Annotated in this window: 15 protein-coding genes, 1 tRNA gene and 2 rRNA genes (1 of these 18 cut by a window edge); 6 read left to right on the forward strand and 12 right to left on the reverse strand. The window is 63.9% G+C overall.

Annotated features, from left to right (window positions below; genetic code table 11):
- The 3 genes from FFS37_RS32305 to FFS37_RS32315 form a co-directional block, all read left to right on the forward strand.
- Nucleotides 1–1792: ribosomal RNA gene (locus FFS37_RS32305) — 23S ribosomal RNA — on the forward strand (it extends 1006 nt beyond the left edge of the window).
- 206 nt (nucleotides 1793–1998) lie between these two features.
- Nucleotides 1999–2113, forward strand: a 5S ribosomal RNA gene (gene rrf / locus FFS37_RS32310).
- Nucleotides 2114–2301: 188 nt separating this feature from the next.
- Nucleotides 2302–2378 (forward strand) — tRNA-Met (locus tag FFS37_RS32315).
- A 238-nt stretch (nucleotides 2379–2616) separates the two neighbouring features.
- On the opposite strand, the gene FFS37_RS32320 is transcribed toward FFS37_RS32315, so the two are convergent.
- The gene (locus FFS37_RS32320; protein WP_137934985.1) at nucleotides 2617–3534 is read right to left on the reverse strand and encodes a LysR family transcriptional regulator; all 918 of its coding nucleotides are present in this window, start codon (nucleotides 3532–3534) and stop codon (nucleotides 2617–2619) included.
- A 141-nt stretch (nucleotides 3535–3675) separates the two neighbouring features.
- Between FFS37_RS32320 and FFS37_RS32325 the strand changes: the two genes are divergently transcribed.
- Entirely contained in the window at nucleotides 3676–4314 is a 639-nt protein-coding gene (locus FFS37_RS32325) for a DsbA family protein (protein ID WP_137934986.1), read from the forward strand.
- 39 nt (nucleotides 4315–4353) lie between these two features.
- Nucleotides 4354–4965, forward strand: coding sequence for an NAD(P)-dependent oxidoreductase (locus FFS37_RS32330; protein ID WP_137934987.1), 612 nt, complete (start codon nucleotides 4354–4356; stop codon nucleotides 4963–4965).
- Here the strand turns inward: FFS37_RS32330 and FFS37_RS32335 are convergent, their stop codons facing one another.
- From FFS37_RS32335 to FFS37_RS32375, 9 genes are all read right to left on the reverse strand, one after another.
- Complete coding sequence (locus FFS37_RS32335; RefSeq protein WP_137934988.1) at nucleotides 4966–5769, reverse strand: hypothetical protein; 804 nt, start codon at nucleotides 5767–5769, stop codon at nucleotides 4966–4968.
- 140 nt (nucleotides 5770–5909) lie between these two features.
- Nucleotides 5910–6989 (reverse strand): ABC transporter ATP-binding protein, encoded by a 1080-nt coding sequence (locus tag FFS37_RS32340; protein ID WP_137934989.1) that lies wholly within the window; start codon nucleotides 6987–6989, stop codon nucleotides 5910–5912.
- Nucleotides 6986–7786 carry an ABC transporter permease gene (locus tag FFS37_RS32345; RefSeq protein ID WP_137934990.1) on the reverse strand — a complete coding sequence of 267 codons (801 nt, stop codon included), beginning with the start codon at nucleotides 7784–7786 and terminating at the stop codon, nucleotides 6986–6988. The genes FFS37_RS32340 and FFS37_RS32345 overlap by 4 nt, the downstream gene beginning before the upstream one ends.
- A 1-nt stretch (nucleotide 7787) precedes the next feature.
- A complete protein-coding gene (locus tag FFS37_RS32350) occupies nucleotides 7788–8648 on the reverse strand; it encodes an ABC transporter permease (RefSeq protein ID WP_137934991.1) in 861 nt (286 codons plus the stop codon).
- Nucleotides 8649–8702: 54 nt separating this feature from the next.
- Nucleotides 8703–9707 (reverse strand): ABC transporter substrate-binding protein, encoded by a 1005-nt coding sequence (locus FFS37_RS32355; protein WP_137934992.1) that lies wholly within the window; start codon nucleotides 9705–9707, stop codon nucleotides 8703–8705.
- A 59-nt stretch (nucleotides 9708–9766) separates the two neighbouring features.
- Nucleotides 9767–11236, reverse strand: a complete 1470-nt coding sequence (locus FFS37_RS32360; RefSeq protein ID WP_137934993.1) for an aldehyde dehydrogenase — start codon at nucleotides 11234–11236, stop codon at nucleotides 9767–9769.
- Nucleotides 11237–11261: 25 nt separating this feature from the next.
- Entirely contained in the window at nucleotides 11262–12299 is a 1038-nt protein-coding gene (locus FFS37_RS32365; RefSeq protein ID WP_137934994.1) for an LLM class flavin-dependent oxidoreductase, read from the reverse strand.
- Complete coding sequence (locus tag FFS37_RS36535; protein WP_137934995.1) at nucleotides 12296–14089, reverse strand: alpha/beta fold hydrolase; 1794 nt, start codon at nucleotides 14087–14089, stop codon at nucleotides 12296–12298. Before FFS37_RS36535 ends, FFS37_RS32365 begins: the two co-directional genes overlap by 4 nt.
- Nucleotides 14082–14669: an amino acid synthesis family protein gene (locus tag FFS37_RS32375; protein WP_137934996.1), complete on the reverse strand. Its 588-nt coding sequence runs from the start codon at nucleotides 14667–14669 to the stop codon at nucleotides 14082–14084. The genes FFS37_RS36535 and FFS37_RS32375 overlap by 8 nt, the downstream gene beginning before the upstream one ends.
- Before the next feature lie 135 nt (nucleotides 14670–14804).
- Between FFS37_RS32375 and FFS37_RS32380 the strand changes: the two genes are divergently transcribed.
- Nucleotides 14805–15479, forward strand: a complete 675-nt coding sequence (locus tag FFS37_RS32380; RefSeq protein WP_137934997.1) for a GntR family transcriptional regulator — start codon at nucleotides 14805–14807, stop codon at nucleotides 15477–15479.
- Nucleotides 15480–15485: 6 nt separating this feature from the next.
- On the opposite strand, the gene FFS37_RS32385 is transcribed toward FFS37_RS32380, so the two are convergent.
- Nucleotides 15486–16919 (reverse strand): ROK family protein, encoded by a 1434-nt coding sequence (locus tag FFS37_RS32385; RefSeq protein ID WP_137934998.1) that lies wholly within the window; start codon nucleotides 16917–16919, stop codon nucleotides 15486–15488.
- A gap of 36 nt (nucleotides 16920–16955) precedes the next feature.
- Nucleotides 16956–17861 (reverse strand): tagatose-bisphosphate aldolase, encoded by a 906-nt coding sequence (locus FFS37_RS32390; protein ID WP_137934999.1) that lies wholly within the window; start codon nucleotides 17859–17861, stop codon nucleotides 16956–16958.
- Between the last annotated feature and the right edge of the window lie 217 nt (nucleotides 17862–18078).

An 18078-nucleotide genomic window follows, 5' to 3' on the forward strand; every position in this document is an offset into this window, starting at 1 on the left:
CGTGAAAAGGGAAACAACCCTGACCTACAGCTAAGGTCCCCAAGTTATGGCTAAGTGGGAAAGGATGTGAGGATCCCAAAACAACCAGGATGTTGGCTTAGAAGCAGCCATCATTTAAAGAAAGCGTAACAGCTCACTGGTCTAAATAAGGGTCTTTGCGCCGAAAATGTAACGGGGCTAAAGCCATACACCGAAGCTTAGGGTTCGTAGCAATACGAGCGGTAGCGGAGCGTTCTGTAAGCTGATGAAGCCATACCCGTGAGGGGTGGTGGAGGTATCAGAAGTGCGAATGCTGACATGAGTAACGTAAGGGGAGTGAGAGACTCCCCCGCCGAAAGACCAAGGGTTCCTGCTTAAAGCTAATCTGAGCAGGGTTAGCCGGCCCCTAAGACGAGGCGGAAACGCGTAGTCGATGGGAACCACGTTAATATTCGTGGGCTTGGAGGTAGTGACGGATCATTGAGGTAGTCCAATCTTATCGGATTGAACGGGCTGCTGCGTGGTTCCAGGAAATAGCTCCTCCTTATAAACCGTACCCGAAACCGACACTGGTGGTCTGGTAGAGTATACCAAGGCGCTTGAGAGAACTATGCTGAAGGAACTCGGCAAATTGCACGCGTAACTTCGGAAGAAGCGTGACCCTTTTTAGCGCAAGCTAAGGAGGGTGGCACAGACCAGGGGGTAGCGACTGTTTATCAAAAACACAGGGCTCTGCGAAGCCGCAAGGCGACGTATAGGGTCTGACGCCTGCCCGGTGCTGGAAGGTTAAGAGGAGGGGTGCAAGCTCTGAATCGAAGCCCCAGTAAACGGCGGCCGTAACTATAACGGTCCTAAGGTAGCGAAATTCCTTGTCGGGTAAGTTCCGACCTGCACGAATGGCGTAACGACTTCCCCGCTGTCTCCAGCATAGACTCAGTGAAATTGAATTCCCCGTGAAGATGCGGGGTTCCTGCGGTTAGACGGAAAGACCCCGTGCACCTTTACTATAGCTTTACATTGGCATTCGTAGTGGCATGTGTAGGATAGGTGGTAGGCTTTGAAACCCGGGCGCCAGCTCGGGTGGAGCCACCCTTGAAATACCACCCTTATTACTATGGATGTCTAACCGCGGCCCGTTATCCGGGTCCGGGACAATGTATGGTGGGTAGTTTGACTGGGGCGGTCGCCTCCTAAAGAGTAACGGAGGCGCGCGATGGTGGGCTCAGAACGGTCGGAAATCGTTCGCTGAGTGCAATGGCATAAGCCTGCCTGACTGCGAGACTGACAAGTCGAGCAGAGACGAAAGTCGGTCATAGTGATCCGGTGGTCCCGCGTGGAAGGGCCATCGCTCAACGGATAAAAGGTACGCCGGGGATAACAGGCTGATGACCCCCAAGAGTCCATATCGACGGGGTTGTTTGGCACCTCGATGTCGACTCATCGCATCCTGGGGCTGGAGCAGGTCCCAAGGGTATGGCTGTTCGCCATTTAAAGCGGTACGTGAGTTGGGTTCAGAACGTCGTGAGACAGTTCGGTCCCTATCTGCCGTGGGTGTAGGAATATTGAAAGGATCTGTCCCTAGTACGAGAGGACCGGGATGGACGGATCTCTGGTGGACCTGTTGTGGCGCCAGCCGCATAGCAGGGTAGCTATATCCGGACGGGATAACCGCTGAAGGCATCTAAGCGGGAAACCCACCTTAAAACGAGTATTCCCTGAGAACCGTGGAAGACGACCACGTTGATAGGCCGGGTGTGGAAGAGCGGCAACGCTTGAAGCTTACCGGTACTAATAGTTCGATCGGCTTGATCGTTCTCATTCCTTATGCCCATTTGACGAAGTCAAATGGTCTTGTTCTCACTCACGCTTGTTCCGCCCTGTCGGGCGGCGCTACGTGGGTGCGGCGCATCAGCGCCGACGGTCAGTCGACCTTGCGAAGCTTCGCTTCGAAAGGCGCCTCGACTAAAAGAACGCCAATGGCACAAAAACAGCTTCTCGAAATAACGTGCGTTTTGCCGACCTGGTGGTTATGGCGGAGCGGCTGCACCCGATCCCATTCCGAACTCGGCCGTGAAACGCTCCAGCGCTGATGGTACTTCGTCTCAAGACGCGGGAGAGTAGGTCGCTGCCAGGTCTGCTAAACGCACGTTGATCTCTCATCCAAACAGGATGACAGAAATCTTCTCTAAACATGGCCCGCCAACGGGAAACCTCGGGCCGCTAACGCGGCCCTTTCCATTGGCAGTTCGTATAGACATTTTGCCTGCGGCAAAGGTCTGAAAGCGTTGAAAGGACATTTTGCCCGAGGCAAAAGTCCGATGGCGCGGGGTGGAGCAGCCCGGTAGCTCGTCAGGCTCATAACCTGAAGGTCACAGGTTCAAATCCTGTCCCCGCAACCAAATTCAAAAAAGCCCGCCTCGCGCGGGCTTTTTGCTTCTGTAGCCCTCCCCCATGCACGCCAACCTCAAACGCTCACCAGACGCCGGCTTGGCTCCGCGGCGGTCAAGTCACCCACACCAAAAACCAGCGCCACTGTAGGGGGCTTAGCTTCTCCCGGATCCGTGGCGTCCCGGCGCGGGCTTCTCAATGAAGAACAAATGTAAGCTATTGCCGACATTCGGCTGAGCGTGGTTCCGATCACGCGATGGCAAGACCACGCGAACGCCGTTTCTCGGCGGCTGCGAGCAGGTCAACGAAGGCGCGGACCTTCGCGGGCCGGAAGCGGGCAGGCGGGAACACCGCATGTATGCCACCAGTCGGTAACGTCCAGTCGGCGAATATCCTTACCAGCCGGCCGGCCGCGACATCCTCATCCACCGCATAGTCGGGGAAAACGCCAAGGCCAATGCCGGCGAGGACGCAGGCATAGGCCGCGGGGCTTTTGTCGCAGACGACGACAGGATTGAGCTCGGTCAGCACCGTTTCGTCATTCCTGGAGAACAGCCATTGGCCGATGCCGCGAAGCTGGGCATTGCCGACCCAGGCCAGAGATCGCGCCTGGCTCGGAGCAACGTCCCGCGGCAGGCCTGCGGCGAAGGCCGGGCTCGCGACCACGACCTGCCGTATCGTGCCCAGGCGCCTTGCCTGGTTGGAGGAATCCGTAAGCCAGCCGACCCGGATGCCGAGATCGATCTGTTCATCAACCAGATTGCTGACCGCGTCGTCGAAGATGGCCTCGATACGCATGTGCGGATAGGCCTTCAGATAGGCCGCCATTACCGGCGCCACCATCCTGGTGCCGTAGTCGAGAGGGGCGGTCAATCTCAGCATTCCGGCAGGCTCGACCGCGCCGTGCGAGATCTCGCCATAGGCGGCCTCAGCCTCGCGCAGGATGATCACCGCGCGGTCATAGAACAGCCGCCCTTCCTCGGTCGGCGTGACGCGCCGGGTTGTGCGCCGCAGCAGTGTCGCGCCCAATTCCTCCTCGAGCTTGCCGATCTGGTGGCTGACCACGGCCTTGGCGACACCGAGCCTGTCCGCAGCCGTGGTGAACGAGCCGGTTTCCATCACGGTCGTGAAGTAGACGAGGCGGTTGAGGTTCAGAAGCTCAGCCATGGCCACCATTATTGTCTGATCTGATCACACAGTTTGTATTATTGGTGGCCATTTATCGCAAGATCGCCACCTGCCACATATGGCCCGAGACATTGACGGTCAGGTTACGACCTCCCGCCGCTCCAAGGGCATCAGGCAACCATGCGTACTTCAGACGTGATTTATCTTTTCGATCCGCTCTGCGGCTGGTGCTACGGCGCCGCTCCGATGCTGGACAGGTTGTCGGCCGCCGGCATGCGCGTCGAACTCTTGCCGACCGGGTTGTTTTCCGGCTCCGGCGCGCGGCCGATGGATGAAGGCTTTGCCGCCCATGCCTGGTCCAATGACCAACGTATCGAGCGCCTCACCGGGCAGCCCTTCACACAGGCCTATCAGCAGAATGTGCTGAAGGCGCGAGGCACGCTTCTCGATTCCCGTGCGGCCACGCTCGGCATCAGCGCCGCCGGCCTGGAAGATCCTTCACGCAGGCTGACCGCACTGAAGACTATTCAGCGGGCGCGCTATGTCGACGGCCGCGATATCGTGACCGTTGCAGGCGTCGCCGAAGCGCTTGCCGATGCCGGAATGGCGGATGTCGCCGCCATGCTGGAGGCGCCCGGGGAAGACCTGCTGGCAGCCGATCGCGAACTGGTCAGCCGGGGCCGGGCATTGTTTCGGCGCCTGCATGCCAATGGCGTGCCTTCTCTCGCCGTTGCCAGCAACGATATGCCCCGGCTCATCGGTTCGAACGCGCTGTTCGGCAGCTTCGACAATCTCGTCGCCCATATCGAGGCGGCGTGATCCTCCCACCAAAGACCCCCAACAGGAACGGATAAAGACATGGCAAAAGTTGCTCTCATCGGCGCCTCGGGCGCTGTCGGTTCGCGCCTTCTCAAGGAGCTCTCGGATCGTGGCCACACGGTAACGGGCATTGCCCGCAGCCCGGAAAAGATCGCGGCGCTGCCTGGCGTAACCGCCAGGAAAGGCGATGTCTTCGACCCTCGGGGGCTCGCCGATCTGATACGCGGCCACGACGTGGTGATCAGTTCCGTACATTTCCTGGACAGCGACCCCGACACGCTGATCGCCGCGGTGCGTGCGTCGGGCGTGAAGCGCTATCTCGTCGTCGGCGGCGCGGGCAGCCTCGAAGTCGCGCCGGGCAAGCGGCTGGTCGACACACCTGAATTCCCCGCGATCTACAAGGCCGAAGCGCAGAAGGGCGCTGACTTTCTGGGCAAGCTGAGAGCCGTCACCGACCTCGACTGGACCTTGCTGTCGCCGTCGGCGATGTTCGTCCCGGGGGAGCGCACCGGCAAATTCCGTCTCGGCAAGGACATGCTTCTCGCCTCGGACAAGGGCAGCAGCATTTCCTTCGAGGATTACGCCATCGTCATGGTCGATGAGATCGAGAAGCCGGCCCATGTCCGGCAGCGTTTCACGGTCGGCTATTGATCAGACGGCAGCGGCCCGGCCTCGATCGAGGCCGGCCGATGCCAGGCGCATCAAGGCCTCGCGGACGCCGACGCGCCGGTAGGTCTCGGTGACCAGGCCATCGCGCCGCAGTTCCTGGCGGCGGCGTTCGACGAAGTCGCGCTCCTCGTCGGTCAGGTCATGCTCGCGCTTGCGCAGCCATTCCTGGTAGGAGGTGTCGAGTTCCTTGACCGGCTTGGCCGCGGTCGAAACGGAAGCCGGCCGGCTGTCGGTGTAGCGTGGCCGCAGGGCGCTGTTCGGGTTGTATTCGGTTCTTCTGTCCTTGCCTGAAATGACGAGGTCGGGATTGGGAACGCGCCCTGAAGGATCGTAGACGAAGGCAGAAGCGATGCGGTCGAGCGCCGCATCGACCTCCTTCGGCCGGTGCACGACCTCGCGCGGCACGCGATCGGGAACGGCCAACCTCGTGATGCCGCGATCGTTGATGGCATCGAGAACCTCGCGATGATCGAGCGAGGTGATGACCTCGCGCCGCGCAGGCCAGAAATCATAGGGCGCATGCGCTCCGTAGCCCTTGCCGATATGGAAGGCATAGATCTCGGGATAGACCGTGAGTTCGCTGCGACGGCTCGGCTTGACGTCGTAGAACGAAGTGATGGCGATCTGCAGCAGGTGGGTGGCGCCGATGCCGCCGAGCGCATCGTCGATCACCAGTCCGAACCGGTCATGCTGGTTCCAGCCGGGCAGGGCCTGCGCGATCGATGCCGGTTGTCCATCGATTTCGACGTCGAACATATCGGCTTTCAACAATGTCACGACATGCATGGGCGGGCTCCTGACAGCGGTCGGTCGATTCGGCCAGGCTCCATCAGACCAGCCGCGACAAGGCTTGTCAGCCTGGTATCTCGTTGGGCCCTGTCGATGCGTTCCAGAATGCCTCGCGAGGAGCGAGAAATGTCGCGACCTCAGGCCGGGAACAGAAACGCCAAGGCAGGATCAAAATAGATGCGCCGACCCGAGCCGGCAATGGCGCCGGCAGGGTCCGTCGCGTCAGAGGTTGGCCTGACGTCTATTTCGTCGCCGCTGGCCGTGCGTGCCACGACCCGGCGGCGGTCGCCGAAAAAGGCGGTGTCGACGATGTCGACCTGAAGAGCCGTGCTCGCCGGTCCGGGCGTAAGGCTCAACGCCTCCGGGCGCACCATCAGCCTTACCTTCTGGCCCCTGCTGAATGGCTCCGCCGCCGTCAAGCCGGTGATGATGGAGCCGTCCGCCAGCCGCACCGTCGCCGCGCCCGCTGCGGTTTCCAGATGTTCGCCGGGAAGGAAGTTCGAATTGCCGATGAAGCCGGCCACGAACTCGCTGGCCGGCCGGAGATAAAGGTCCTCGCCGGTGCCGATCTGCTCGATGCGCCCCTCCTTGAACAGGGCGATGCGGTCCGAGAGGTGGAGCGCTTCCTCCTGATCGTGGGTGACATAGAGGATGGTGACACCGGTTTCGCGGTGGATGCGGCGGATTTCGGCCTGGATTTCCTGGCGCAGTTTCTTGTCGAGCGCCGACAGCGGCTCGTCCATCAACAGGATTGGCGGATCGTAGGCGAGGGCCCGGGCGAGCGCCACGCGCTGCTGCTGGCCGCCCGACAGCGCACCGGGATGGCGGTCGGCGAAGTTCTCCAGGCGCACCAGCGCCAGCATGTCCGCGACCCTGCGCTTCACCTCGGCATCCGGCCGGCGCCGCACACGCAGCGGGAAGGCGACATTCTCGGCCACGCTGAGGTTCGGAAACAACGTGTAGCGCTGGAAGACCATGCCGATGTTGCGCTTGTGCGACGGCACCGACAGCAGGGACTTGTCCTCCAGCAGCACATCGCCGGAGGTCGGATCCTGAAAGCCGGCGATGGCGTAGAGGGTCGTCGATTTGCCGGAGCCGGACGGTCCGAGGAAGGTCAGGAACTCGCCCTTGGGCACCTCGATGGTGACGTCGTGGACGGCGACGAAGGCACCGAACGTCTTTCTCACCGCGCGTATGGACAGGAAGGAACGGGTCATCTGGACAGTTTTCTGCGAAGGAGTGCGGTCACGATCATCAGGCACAGAGTGAGGCCGACGAGCAGGCTGGAGGCGGCCGCGACGACCGGGCTCAAATCGGCGCGCAGACTGCCCCAGATCTTCACCGGCAGGGTCTGCAAGGTCGGGCTCGCCATGAAGATCGCCACCACGACCTCGTCCCAGGAGGCGAGGAAGGAGAAGATGGCCGCCGAGAAGATGCCGATGCGGATCGACGGCAAGGTGATCCTGAGCCGCGCCTGAAGCGGGCTGGCGCCGCAGACGATGGCCGCGTCCTCGATCGATTTGTCGAAGCCTTCGAGCGCGGCGGTGATCGGAATGATGGCGAAGGGCAGCGCAAGGATGGTGTGAGCGATGACGAAGCCGATCGTGGTGCCAGCAAGACCGATGCGCAGGAAGAAGGCATAGATGGCGATGGCGAAGACGACCACCGGCAGCACCATCGGCGTCAGCAGCAATCCGCGCAGGAGCTGGCGTCCGCGAAATTCGCCCCGCACCAAGGCGAAGGAGGCGAAGAGGCCGATGACGACGGCAAGCACGGCGGCCATGGCGGCGATCCTGGCGCTGGTCAGCGCCGCATCGATCCAGGTCGAGTCGGCGAACAGCTGCTCATACCATTTCAGCGTCCAGCCGGGCGGCGGAAAGGCCAGCCAGCGCGACGACCCGAACGACAACAGCACGATGAAGACCACCGGCAGCAGCAGGAAGGCCGCAACCGCCGCCGTGAAGCCGACAAGCGCCGCACGCAGCCATCCGAGGCGGTCATAGTCGAGCAGCATGTCAGGCCCCCCCGCCGGTGCGTCTGGCGCCGACCAGGCGAAGCTGGAGCGCGTAGAGCGCCATGGTGATGACGAGCAGGACGAAGGCGGCGGCGCTGCCGAGACCCCAGTTGAGCAATGACCGCACCGTCTGGGCGATCATCTCGGCCAGCATCATGTTGGACGTGCCGCCGAGCAGGGCTGGTGTCACGAAGTAGCCGAGCGACATGACGAAGACCATGAGGCCGCCGGCGGCGATGCCGGGCAGGGACAGCGGCAGCAGGATACGGCGGAAGGCCTGGAACGGGCTTGCGCCGCACAGGGCGGCGGCGCGCAGCGTCATCGGATCGATGGCGCGCAGCGTGCCGACAAGGGGCAGGATCATGAAGGGCAGCATGATGTAGACCATGCCGATGGTGACGCCGGTCAGATTGTTGATTAGAGGCAGCGGCTCCTGGATGATGCCGAGCCCCATCAGCGTCCTGTTGATCACGCCGGTGCGCTGCAGCAGCACCATCCAGGCATAGGTGCGCGTGAGCAGGTTGGTCCACATCGACAGGATGATGATGCCGAAGACGACCGAGCCGAAGGCGGGCGGCATGATCGCCAGCATCCAGGCGACGGGAAAGGCGACCAATATGGTGACCGCGGTGACGACCGCGGCGACCAGGAAGGTGTTGAGGAACACCCGAACATAGGTGCCGCTGCCGAACAGCGCCGCGTAGTTCTGCAGGCCGGGCTCGGGATCGGTGACGCTGCGCAGCAAAAGAGCGACCACCGGCACGATGAAGAACAGGCCGACCAGCAGCAGGGCCGGCAAGGCGCTGCCGCTGCCGGCGGCCAGGCTGGCGACCGAGCCGCGTCTGGAAGAATTTCCCTGCATCGAGCGGTCCTGTTCCAGGGCGGGGCGCGCAACCGGCGCCCCGCCGGATGTGTTTTACTTGGTCTGCCAGGCGTACCAGCGCGTGGCGATCTCGTCGCGGTGTTCGGCCCAGTAATTCATGTCGAGGTTGATCTGGCCGTCGACATGGGCGTCGGGAAGGCCCTTCACCACCTCCGCGGGCATCTCGCCCTTGGCCTTGGTGTTGATGGGCGCGTAGCCGCTCGCCTCGGCGAACTTGGCCTGGCCGGTCGGGCTGGTCGCCGTGGCCAGGAACTTCATCGCGTTGTCCTTGTTCTTGGCGCCCTTCGGCACGACGAGCACGTCGGCGGCGGTGAGGTTCTGGTTCCAGGAGACGCCGACATCGGTGCCGTCCTGCTGGAGGGCGAAGACGCGCCCGTTCCAGAGCTGGCCGAATGCAGCCTCGCCGGAAGCGACCAGCTGCTGCGATTCCGCGCCGCCGCCCCACCAGACGATGTCGGACTTGATCGTGTCGAGCTTCTTGAAGGCGCGGTCGAGGTCGAGCGGATAGAGCTTGTCGGCCGGCACACCGTCGGCCAGCAAAGCGATCTCGATCACGCCCGGCGCCGACCATTTGTAGAAGGTGCGCTTGCCGGGAAATTTCTTGGTGTCGAACATGTCGGCCCAGCTCGCCGGTTCGCCGGAGACTGCGCCTTTGTTCCAGGCCAGCACGAACGAATAGTAGAAGCTTCCGACCGCGTGGTCGTTGCTGAAGCGTGGGTCGAGATCGGCCTTGGGCACCACCGTGAAGTCGATCGGCTCCAGCAGGCCGTCCTTGGCGGCCTTGATGGCAAAGTCCATTTCGACGTCGACGACGTCCCAGGTGACGTTCTTGGCATCGACCATGGCCTTGAGTTTGCCGTAGTCGGTAGGCCCGTCCTGCAGCACCTTGATGCCGGAGCTGGCCTCGAAGGGGGCTGCCCAGGATTTGGTCTGTGCCTCCTGCGTGGTGCCGCCCCAGCTGGTAAACACCATTTCGTCGGCTCGCGCGGCAGTGGCTGCCAGCAATCCGGCCAGAAGGCCGGTCAGGATCAGTTTCATGTCATTCTCCTCTGTTGGTCTGTTCTTGCTTTTCTTGGTGCACCTTCGCCGTGCCGTTCTCAGCGCATGACGAAGGGATCTGGGATCGGATCGTCCGAGGTCTTGATCCAGACGGATTTCGAACGCGTGTAATCCTTGATGGCGTCGAGCCCGCCTTCGCGGCCGAGGCCGGACAGGCCGTAACCGCCGAAGGGAACGAGCGGCGACACGGCCCGGTAGGTGTTGACCCAGACCACGCCGGCATGGATGTCGCGCGCCATGCGGTGCGCCTTGCCGAGGTTCGAGGTGAAGACACCGGAAGCGAGACCGAAGGGCGTGTCGTTGGCCAGCGCCAGCGCTTCGGCCTCGGTGTCGAAGGCAAGAACGCTGAGCACTGGGCCGAACAGTTCCTCGCGCACGCAGGGCAGGTCGGCGCTGCCGGCTTCGATGATGGTCGGAGCGTAGTAGAAGCCAGGGCTGTCGGGGCGCTTGCCGCCGGTGACCAGCGTGCCGCCTCTGGCGAGGCTTTCGGCGACCACTTTCTCGATCCAGTCGCGCTGGCGCTGCGTGGCTAGCGGACCCATTTCGGTGGCGGCGTCCTGCGGATCGCCGATCCTGATCGCTTCGGCCTTGCGCTTCAGCCGGGCAAGGAATTCGCCCTTCACAGAGCGTTCGACGAGCAGCCGCGAACCGGCGACGCAGCTTTGGCCAGTGGCGGCGAAAATGCCGGCGACGACGGCGTTGGCGGCGCTGTCGAGATCGGCGTCGGCGAAGACGACGACCGGACTTTTGCCGCCGAGCTCCAGGGTCGTGTAGGCGAGGTTCTCCGCCGTGTTCCTGACGATGGCGCGCGCCGTCGACGGGCCGCCGGTGAAGGCGACGCGCGAGACCAGCGGATGGCTGGTCAGCCGCTTACCGCATTCGTGGCCGAAGCCGGTAAGGATGTTGACGGTGCCGGCGGGAAAACCGGCTTCATGGACGAGTTCGGCAAAGGCGAGCAGCGGCGCCGGGCCATCCTCGGAAGCCTTGAGCACGACCGTGCAGCCGGCGGCGAGCGCCGGGCCGAGCTTCACCGCCGACAGGAAGAGCTGCGAGTTCCACGGCACGACGGCGGCCACGACGCCGATCGGTTCGCGGCGGATGGTGACGTCGAGGTCCGGCTTGTCGATCGGCACATGCGCGCCTTCATTCTTGTCGGCCAGTCCGCCATAGTAGCGGTAGTAGTCGCCGACATAGGCGATCTGGGCGCGGGTCTCGCGGATGATCTTGCCGGTGTCGCGTGTCTCGAGTTCCGCCAGGCGCGCCGTATTGGCGACCATGAGGTCACCCAGCTTGACCAGCAGCTTGCCGCGTGCCGTCGCCGTCATCGTCCGCCACGGGCCGGAGCGCAGCGCGCGGTGCGCCGCCTCGACGGCGCGGTCGACATCGGCTTCCGTCGCCGCCGGCATCTTCGCCCACAGCGCGCCGGTCGACGGATCGACGCTGTCGAAAGTGGCTGACGGCTCCTCGAAGCGGCCGTCGATGAAGTTCCAGAACAGAGCGTCAGTCATTGGCTGGTCATTCAAGGGCTCGCGATCACATGAAGGCCGGCATCACCCGGTCGATGAACAGTTGCAGCGATTTCTTCTTGCGCTCGTGCGAAAGCCCGCTGTCGATCCAGATCGAATACTGGTCGTAGCCGAGCGTCTCGTAGGCTTTCAGCCGGCCGATCACCTCGTCGGCTTCACCGATCACCAGATTCCTGCGGATCTTGTCGGGCGCGTATTGCGGCATGGCCGCGATCTCGTCCGGCGTCAGCGGCTCCAATACGCCCTGACGCACCGGCTTCTTGTTCTGGAACCAGGCGCCGAACTGACAGTAGAAATTCGACAGGTCCTGCGTCAGGCGATCGGCGTCGGAAGCGTCCTCGGCGACGAAGGTGTGCATCAAAAGCATGATTTCCGGCCGCTCGATCTCGGGATGCGCGGCGCAGGCGTCGTTGAAGCGCTGCATCAGGCTTGTCACCTCATCGTCGCCCGAGGCCAGTGGCGTCACCTGCACCTTGCAGCCATTGGCGACTGCGAAGTCATGCGAGTTGGGATCGCGTGCCGCCACCCAGATCGGCGGGTAGGGTTTCTGCAAGGGCTTGGGCGACGAAGTCGTGGGCGGGAATTGCCAGAACTCGCCGGAAAGCTCGAAGTCGCCGTCCCAGAGGCCGCGGATCGCAGGGATGATCTCGCGCAGACGCTGGCCGGCACCCCAGGCGTCGAGCCCCGGGAAAATGCGCTGGTATTCATAGCTGTAGGCGCCGCGCGCGATGCCGATGTCGAGCCGGCCGCCGGTGATGACGTCTGCCATCGCCGCTTCGCCGGCGAGCTTGATCGGATGCCAGAAGGGGGCAATCACGGTTCCGGTGCCAAGACGGATATGGCTGGTTTTGGCGGCGAGATAGGCGATGTTGATGAACGGGTTGGGCGAGATGGTGAATTCCATGCCGTGATGTTCGCCGATCCAGGCGGTCTCGAAGCCGGCCTTTTCGGCCATCAGGACCAGGTCTTCGAGCTCGGCCACGAGCTCGGAATGCGGCTTGGCCAGATCGGACCGTTCCATATGCACGAAGAGCGAAAACTTCATCCCTGGTCACCTGTATTCATGGCGGAGAGGCCGGCCCTGGCGAGCGGCCGGACCTCGCCTTCGACCTCGTTGCCGACATAGACGCCGAAGGCGTCCTGCGAGCACTCCCTCACATAGCGGGAGAGCATGGAGCGGATCGCCGGATCGGCGATCTTCAGACCGCCGATGTCGTCGATGTCGACCAGCCGGATGCCACGATCGCTGGAGGCCGGCACGTCGAAAGTGCCGCGATAATAGACGTGGGTGCGTGACTGGTTTCCGGCATCGTCCCAGACGGCGTAGAGGAAGCCAAGCTGCGCCTCGATCGCCTTTGCCGCGAGCAATCCCTTGAGACTTTTGCTATCGCCGGCCGAGCCCAGTCCCCGGCCGCGCGGCAGTTCGAAGCCGTCGGCTGTTTCCAGAAAAAGAATACGGCCGGCATTTTCGAGGATGGCGCCGACATCGGTGCCGGGTTGGGTGGCGGCCAGCGCCTCCTGACTGAGGCCGGGTGCGATATAGGCGCCCCGGCAATAGCCGAGCGGCGGCGCGGAGTTGTGCTCGAAATCGCGGACGCGGCCGATCAGGATGGAATGATCGCCGGCATCGACCAGCCGTTCCATGTCGCAGTCGAAGGATGCGACCGAGCCGTCCAGCACCGGGCTGCCGGTCTGCCCCGGTCGCCAAGTCACGGATGCGAATTTGTCGGCGGCCTTGGAGGCGAAAATGCCTGATGCCGCCTTCTGACCCTCGTTGAGGATATTGATGGCAAAGCTTTTCGAGGTCGCGAAGACGGGATGGCCAAGCGCCTTGTGGGCAATGCAGACCAGCACCAGCGGCGGGTCGAGGGAGACCGAAGTGAAGGAATTGGCGGTGAAGCCGCGCGGCTCGCCATCGGGGCCGATCGTGGTGACGATGGTGACGCCGGTGAGGAAGGAGCCCAGCGCGCGGCGGAACTCGCCGCTGTCGAAGCCTGCGTTCGCCTGCGTGCTTTGTTCGATCGCTTCATCCTCGGTGAGGAAGTCGACGATATGGCGCGTGGTAAGGTCCGGCGCAGCCACCGCCATCATATGCCGTTCGCCCGGCAGCACCGTACAGCGGCCGCGCGGCGCCAGCCGCGCCATGGCTGCCGACATTGCCGGAGATGAGTTCTTGTCCTCGGAACCGGTCATGAACAGCGCCGGCACGGCCAGCGTTGGCAGGCGGTCGGCATGGTCGTCGTCGGCGCGGGCGAACAGGCGGTAGGTGCGGGCATAGCCTTCCGGGTCGACAGCGCTCAGTGCGGATGCCGTCTTCTGCGCTGTCGCTTCCAACTCGGCTGGCACCGGATCGCCGAACCAGCGTGCGATGGTCTGTGCCGTGCCGGCAGCGTCACCACGGCCGGTGAGGGCGGCTGCGCGCTGGCGAACGGCCTCGGTCAATTCAGGCGGGCGGCGGAATACGGCGTTGAGCGAGACGATACGGCGGACGCGCCCTGGCGCGCGCAGAGCCAACTCCTGGGCGACGAGTGCACCCATCGAATGGCCGACGACGAAAACCTTGTCGAGGCCGAGATGGTCGAGCAGGCGTACGGCCTGATCGGCATAGTCGGCCAGTTCCGGGTGCTGCGGCGGCAGCGGCGACTGGCCGTGGCCGAGCATGTCTATGGCGACAACGTCGAAGCGGTCGGTCATCCGCTCAATCTGCGGCTGCCAGATCGCGGCGTTCATCCCGACGCCATGGATGAACAGAACCGGCGTGCCCGCGCCGGCGCGGATGAAGCCGGTGCCGTCAGGCGCCTTGCCCTGCCGTGCCCATGCAGATGCGTCAGCCATGCAGATCCCCAAGCTCCTTGAGGTCCTGGTAACGGTCGCCGATGCGGTGATGCGGGCGGCCGCCGATCGAAGCGCCAAGCGCCACCACCAGTTCGTCCGGCGCCGGCGCGTCGCCGATCTGGAAGTGAACGGTCAGGTAGTGCGAACGCCGGCCCTCGTCATTCTTGTCCATGAGCGGGATCATGATGGGCGTGTTGGGCCCACCGCGCAGATTGGTGAAGGCAAGATAGGTCTTGGCGCCGACGGCGCGGCGGTAATGGTTGCCGAAATGCAGCGTGTGGATCAATGCCGACGCGTGTTCGATCTCGCCCGACGTGCCAGAGATGGCCGCCTTGCCGTAGCCCTCGATCGCCTCGCCCGACCCGGCGATGGCGATGATTTCGCGGGTGAGGATTTCTCCCAGAACAGGCGCGCAAGCGCGGACCCCGGGTGACAAATCATCGGTGAAGCCGCGTCCGGCCCACGGGTTGGTCAGCACCGCGGCGACGCCGATCAGGCGCAGCGGCCGGGGTGCCGCCTTGCCGCCTTCGATCAGCGTGTTCTCCGTGTAGGTGACGATCTTGCGGATGGCGGGGTGCATGAAATCCTCGGAGTCGGCGACGCAATGGGATCGTGCGATCCCTGTATCATCTTATGGTATACCATGGTATGGAGCGCCAAGTACCTTGTCAACCGGACATGGAATCTGTTTTCGTGGCGGCGCAGGAGACACGACATGCAGGACGACACGCTTCGCATCGACCGCAGCGCCAAGACCTTGAGGACGCTGGCGCTGGAGCGCATGCGCGAGGCGATCATGGATTTCCACTTCCAGCCGGGTGAAAGACTGGTCGAGCGGCCGCTCTGCGACCAACTCGGCGTCAGCCGCTCGGTCGTGCGCGAGGTGCTTCGGCAACTGGAGGCCGAGGGCCTGGTGCAGATGATCCCCGGACACGGGCCGGCGGTGGCCAAGCCCGATCTCGGCCGTACCGACGAGATCTATGAGCTGCGGGCGCTCCTCGAGGGCATTGCCGCGCGTGCCTGCGCCACTTCGGCAACGGATGGACAATTGGCCGCGCTCGAACATGCCCTGGCAAATCTCTTCGAGGCCTGGGCAACGGGCAAGCCGGCGGAGGTGATGCGGGCGACGACGAAATTCTACGAAGCGCTGTTCGAAGCGGCCGACAAGCGTGTCGCCTGGGAGATCGTGACGGGGCTGAACGTTCGCATCAACCAGCTGCGCTCCATGACCATCCTTTCGGCGAACCGCCGGGGGCCGGCGATTGCCGAGATGAACGAGATCATGGATGCCATAAGGGCGCGCAAGCCGGACGCGGCGGAAGCCGCCGCGCGCCGGCATGTCGAATCCGCATGGCAGATCGCGCGCACCGCGCTGCGGCCGCCGGCGTGAAGCCGTCTATGTACCGTTGGCCATCACCGCTCGAAGCCATGCCGTGATGGCATCGAAGTCGATCGGCCTGGTCGTGTCGACGTCGAAGAGCGGTCCGCGCCGCAGCGGCTCGGCGCGCCTGGCGAGCTCGATCAGTTCGGGAATATAGGCGGCTCCGGGGTGACCGGGGAGGCGCTGGCCGAGTCGGGCGCCATAGCGCTCGGCAAGGACCTCGCCGGGCGCGTGGCACCAGATTTCAACGGTCTGCTCGACGCCGGCTTTTCGCAGATGATCCTCCAGAACCTCACGCGGCTGAAAGCCGAACCAGGCATCCACGACCACGGTGGTGCCGGCGGGAGCTTCACCTACGACCGACCAGATTGCCTGGTAGCTGGCGCGGCCTAGCGTGCGGTTGAACAGGCGGTCGCCGCCGCCGAGCACTTCGAGGAACGGGTTCTTGATCGTGTCGAGCGCCAGCAACGGCCAGCCCATGCGATCGGCGATAGCGCGCGACACGGTGCTCTTGCCGCTGGCGGGAATGCCGTTGACCAGCACCGCGCGTCTGGCGCGGCCGGGCTGAGCGGAGCGCGATGCAGACAGGGCCGCGAGCCCGGCGCCGATCACCCCGGCGTCGTCGCCGAGCCTGGCCGGCTCCACCGCGCATTGATACCACGCCGCCAACGCGGGCGCGCGGCCAAGCGCCTTGTGCGCGGCCAGGCCAAGACCGCCCCCGAGCAGGACAAGATGGGGATCGAACATGGCGACGGTGGTGTCGATTGCGGCGCGCAGCGGCTTTGCCCAGGCCTCCAATATGCCGCGCGCTTTTGTGTCTCCGGCCGAGTCGCGGGCAAAGAGCTGGTCGACCGAGACATCGGCGCCCAGGCCGGCGCGGGCGATATGGCGGCCAAGTGCCGTGCCGGAACTGGTGGTTTCGACACAGCCACGCCGCCCGCAGGCGCAGACGTCGCCGTTGATGTCGACGGTGATATGGCCGAGTTGCCCCGCCGTCGCCCGGCCCCGCAGGATGCGCCTGTCTTGAGCGACCGCGCCGCCAATGCCGGTGCCGATGGTGAACATGGCGATGTTGTCGTGACCCTGCCCGGCGCCGAGAGCCATTTCAGCGATGAGCGCCATGTTGCAGTCATTGTCGATCACCACAGGCTTGCCGGCCATCTCTTCCAGCCGCTGCGCGATCGCGACCGAGGCAAGATCGACATAGCCTCCCGACAGGACTGCTCCGCGGCGCGCGTCGACGCGGCCGGGAATACCGACGCCGATGGCAGCCACCTCCGGAGTGTCGAGAAGGCCCACCATGTCGGCGATGCGGCCAAGCACCAGTTCCGGATCGGGCGCGCTTTTTTCGGAAAGGCGTTTGAGGATTTCGCCGGAAGCCGAGATGCGGGCGGCACGCAGATTGGTGCCGCCGATATCGATCCCTATGGCCATCGACTTTTGTGGCATGATGTCCTGCACGTGCCTGTCGACCTTACGCGGATATCAGGCGGCTTTCCGCCGATAATGCCCGATCACGGCCTGGATTTCCCGCAGCCGCGGCACGGCGATGGTCTTAAGCCTTTCGCGCTGGATGTCACGGTCGAGCGAGATGCAATCCTTCCACAGCGAGCGGCCGGCAATGACGCCCGAGGCGCCGTTGCGCATGGCGATCTCGACCTGGCCGAGGAAAGTGGCATGGTTGACGCCGGCCGAAAGCACCGCCCATGGCACGTCGCCGGCCATTTTTGTGATGTTGGCGCAGGCTTCCGGCGTTCCGGGGTAGGGGAGTTTCAGCACCTTGGCGCCGCACTCCAGGCAGATGCGGGTACCGTCTTCGACCAGCTGGGGCGTCCTGGCCGCGTAGTCCTCGGCACTCTCTCCGTCCAGCTGGTAGGTCAGGAATTCGACGACCAGCAGCAGATCCTCCTTGCCGAAATCGGCGATGCATTGGCGCAGGATGGCTATGTTGTGCTCGTTGGCCTGCGGCTTGTCGGCCCTGAGGTAGACCATGATCTTGCCGCCGGTGCCGCCCAGTTCGCGCACGCGGCGCGCATCGATGCCGGGCACCAGCCGCGACAGGCGATAGCCCTGGGGCGAGACGTCGAAGCCGGAGGCGTCGAGACCGATGAGCAGGGCCGTATCGCGGTTCAGAACGCCTTCGTCGACGATACGCGGCACCGCGCAAAGCGGGTCGAGCAGCACGCAGGACGCCGCACTTGCGAGATAGCGCGTGATGTCGGCCTTGGTGTCGCCCAGCATCTCATTGGTGATCCTGGCCTGCTCGTCGGGATCCGACGCCAGCAAGGTGCGCATGCCGCCACGCTGGTCGCAGGCGATAGCCACCATGGCCCCATCCTCTCCGCATATCTGCTGGTAGCCGCGCAGTTCGGCGGTGGTCATCTTGGTCATGGTCTTCCGTCCGATGTTGCCGCCCTGTCGCCGAGGGCGTGGATTGCGTGGAAACAATGGTGTGTCGGCCTGCCTGCGGCAGGAATATCTTTGCCGTTTGGAGTGTCGCCAGTTGTTGGAGACGCGCCTTGCCGGCGGCGTGGCTCCAAGTTGCGGGTTTGCCGGATTTGCGCGATAACTCCCATCGGCGTATACGTGTGTAACACGTTGCTGAAAG

The sequence above is a fragment of the Mesorhizobium comanense genome (genome assembly GCF_005503535.1).
Lineage (GTDB): Bacteria > Pseudomonadota > Alphaproteobacteria > Rhizobiales > Rhizobiaceae > Mesorhizobium > Mesorhizobium comanense.

Bases quoted from the DNA above. Each gene is read 5' to 3' on its own strand.
- FFS37_RS32320 (WP_137934985.1), bottom strand. From the start codon at position 3,534: ATGGCTGAGCTTCTGAACCTCAACCGCCTCGTCTACTTCACGACCGTG.
- FFS37_RS32355 (WP_137934992.1), bottom strand. From the start codon at position 9,707: ATGAAACTGATCCTGACCGGCCTTCTGGCCGGATTGCTGGCAGCCACT.
- FFS37_RS36535 (WP_137934995.1), bottom strand. From the start codon at position 14,089: ATGGCTGACGCATCTGCATGGGCACGGCAGGGCAAGGCGCCTGACGGC.
- FFS37_RS32380 (WP_137934997.1), top strand. From the start codon at position 14,805: ATGCAGGACGACACGCTTCGCATCGACCGCAGCGCCAAGACCTTGAGG.
- FFS37_RS32360 (WP_137934993.1), bottom strand. From the start codon at position 11,236: ATGACTGACGCTCTGTTCTGGAACTTCATCGACGGCCGCTTCGAGGAG.
- FFS37_RS32340 (WP_137934989.1), bottom strand. From the start codon at position 6,989: ATGACCCGTTCCTTCCTGTCCATACGCGCGGTGAGAAAGACGTTCGGT.
- FFS37_RS32325 (WP_137934986.1), top strand. From the start codon at position 3,676: ATGCGTACTTCAGACGTGATTTATCTTTTCGATCCGCTCTGCGGCTGG.
- FFS37_RS32335 (WP_137934988.1), bottom strand. From the start codon at position 5,769: ATGCATGTCGTGACATTGTTGAAAGCCGATATGTTCGACGTCGAAATC.
- FFS37_RS32365 (WP_137934994.1), bottom strand. From the start codon at position 12,299: ATGAAGTTTTCGCTCTTCGTGCATATGGAACGGTCCGATCTGGCCAAG.
- FFS37_RS32345 (WP_137934990.1), bottom strand. From the start codon at position 7,786: ATGCTGCTCGACTATGACCGCCTCGGATGGCTGCGTGCGGCGCTTGTC.
- FFS37_RS32375 (WP_137934996.1), bottom strand. From the start codon at position 14,669: ATGCACCCCGCCATCCGCAAGATCGTCACCTACACGGAGAACACGCTG.
- FFS37_RS32385 (WP_137934998.1), bottom strand. From the start codon at position 16,919: ATGCCACAAAAGTCGATGGCCATAGGGATCGATATCGGCGGCACCAAT.
- FFS37_RS32330 (WP_137934987.1), top strand. From the start codon at position 4,354: ATGGCAAAAGTTGCTCTCATCGGCGCCTCGGGCGCTGTCGGTTCGCGC.
- FFS37_RS32390 (WP_137934999.1), bottom strand. From the start codon at position 17,861: ATGACCAAGATGACCACCGCCGAACTGCGCGGCTACCAGCAGATATGC.
- FFS37_RS32350 (WP_137934991.1), bottom strand. From the start codon at position 8,648: ATGCAGGGAAATTCTTCCAGACGCGGCTCGGTCGCCAGCCTGGCCGCC.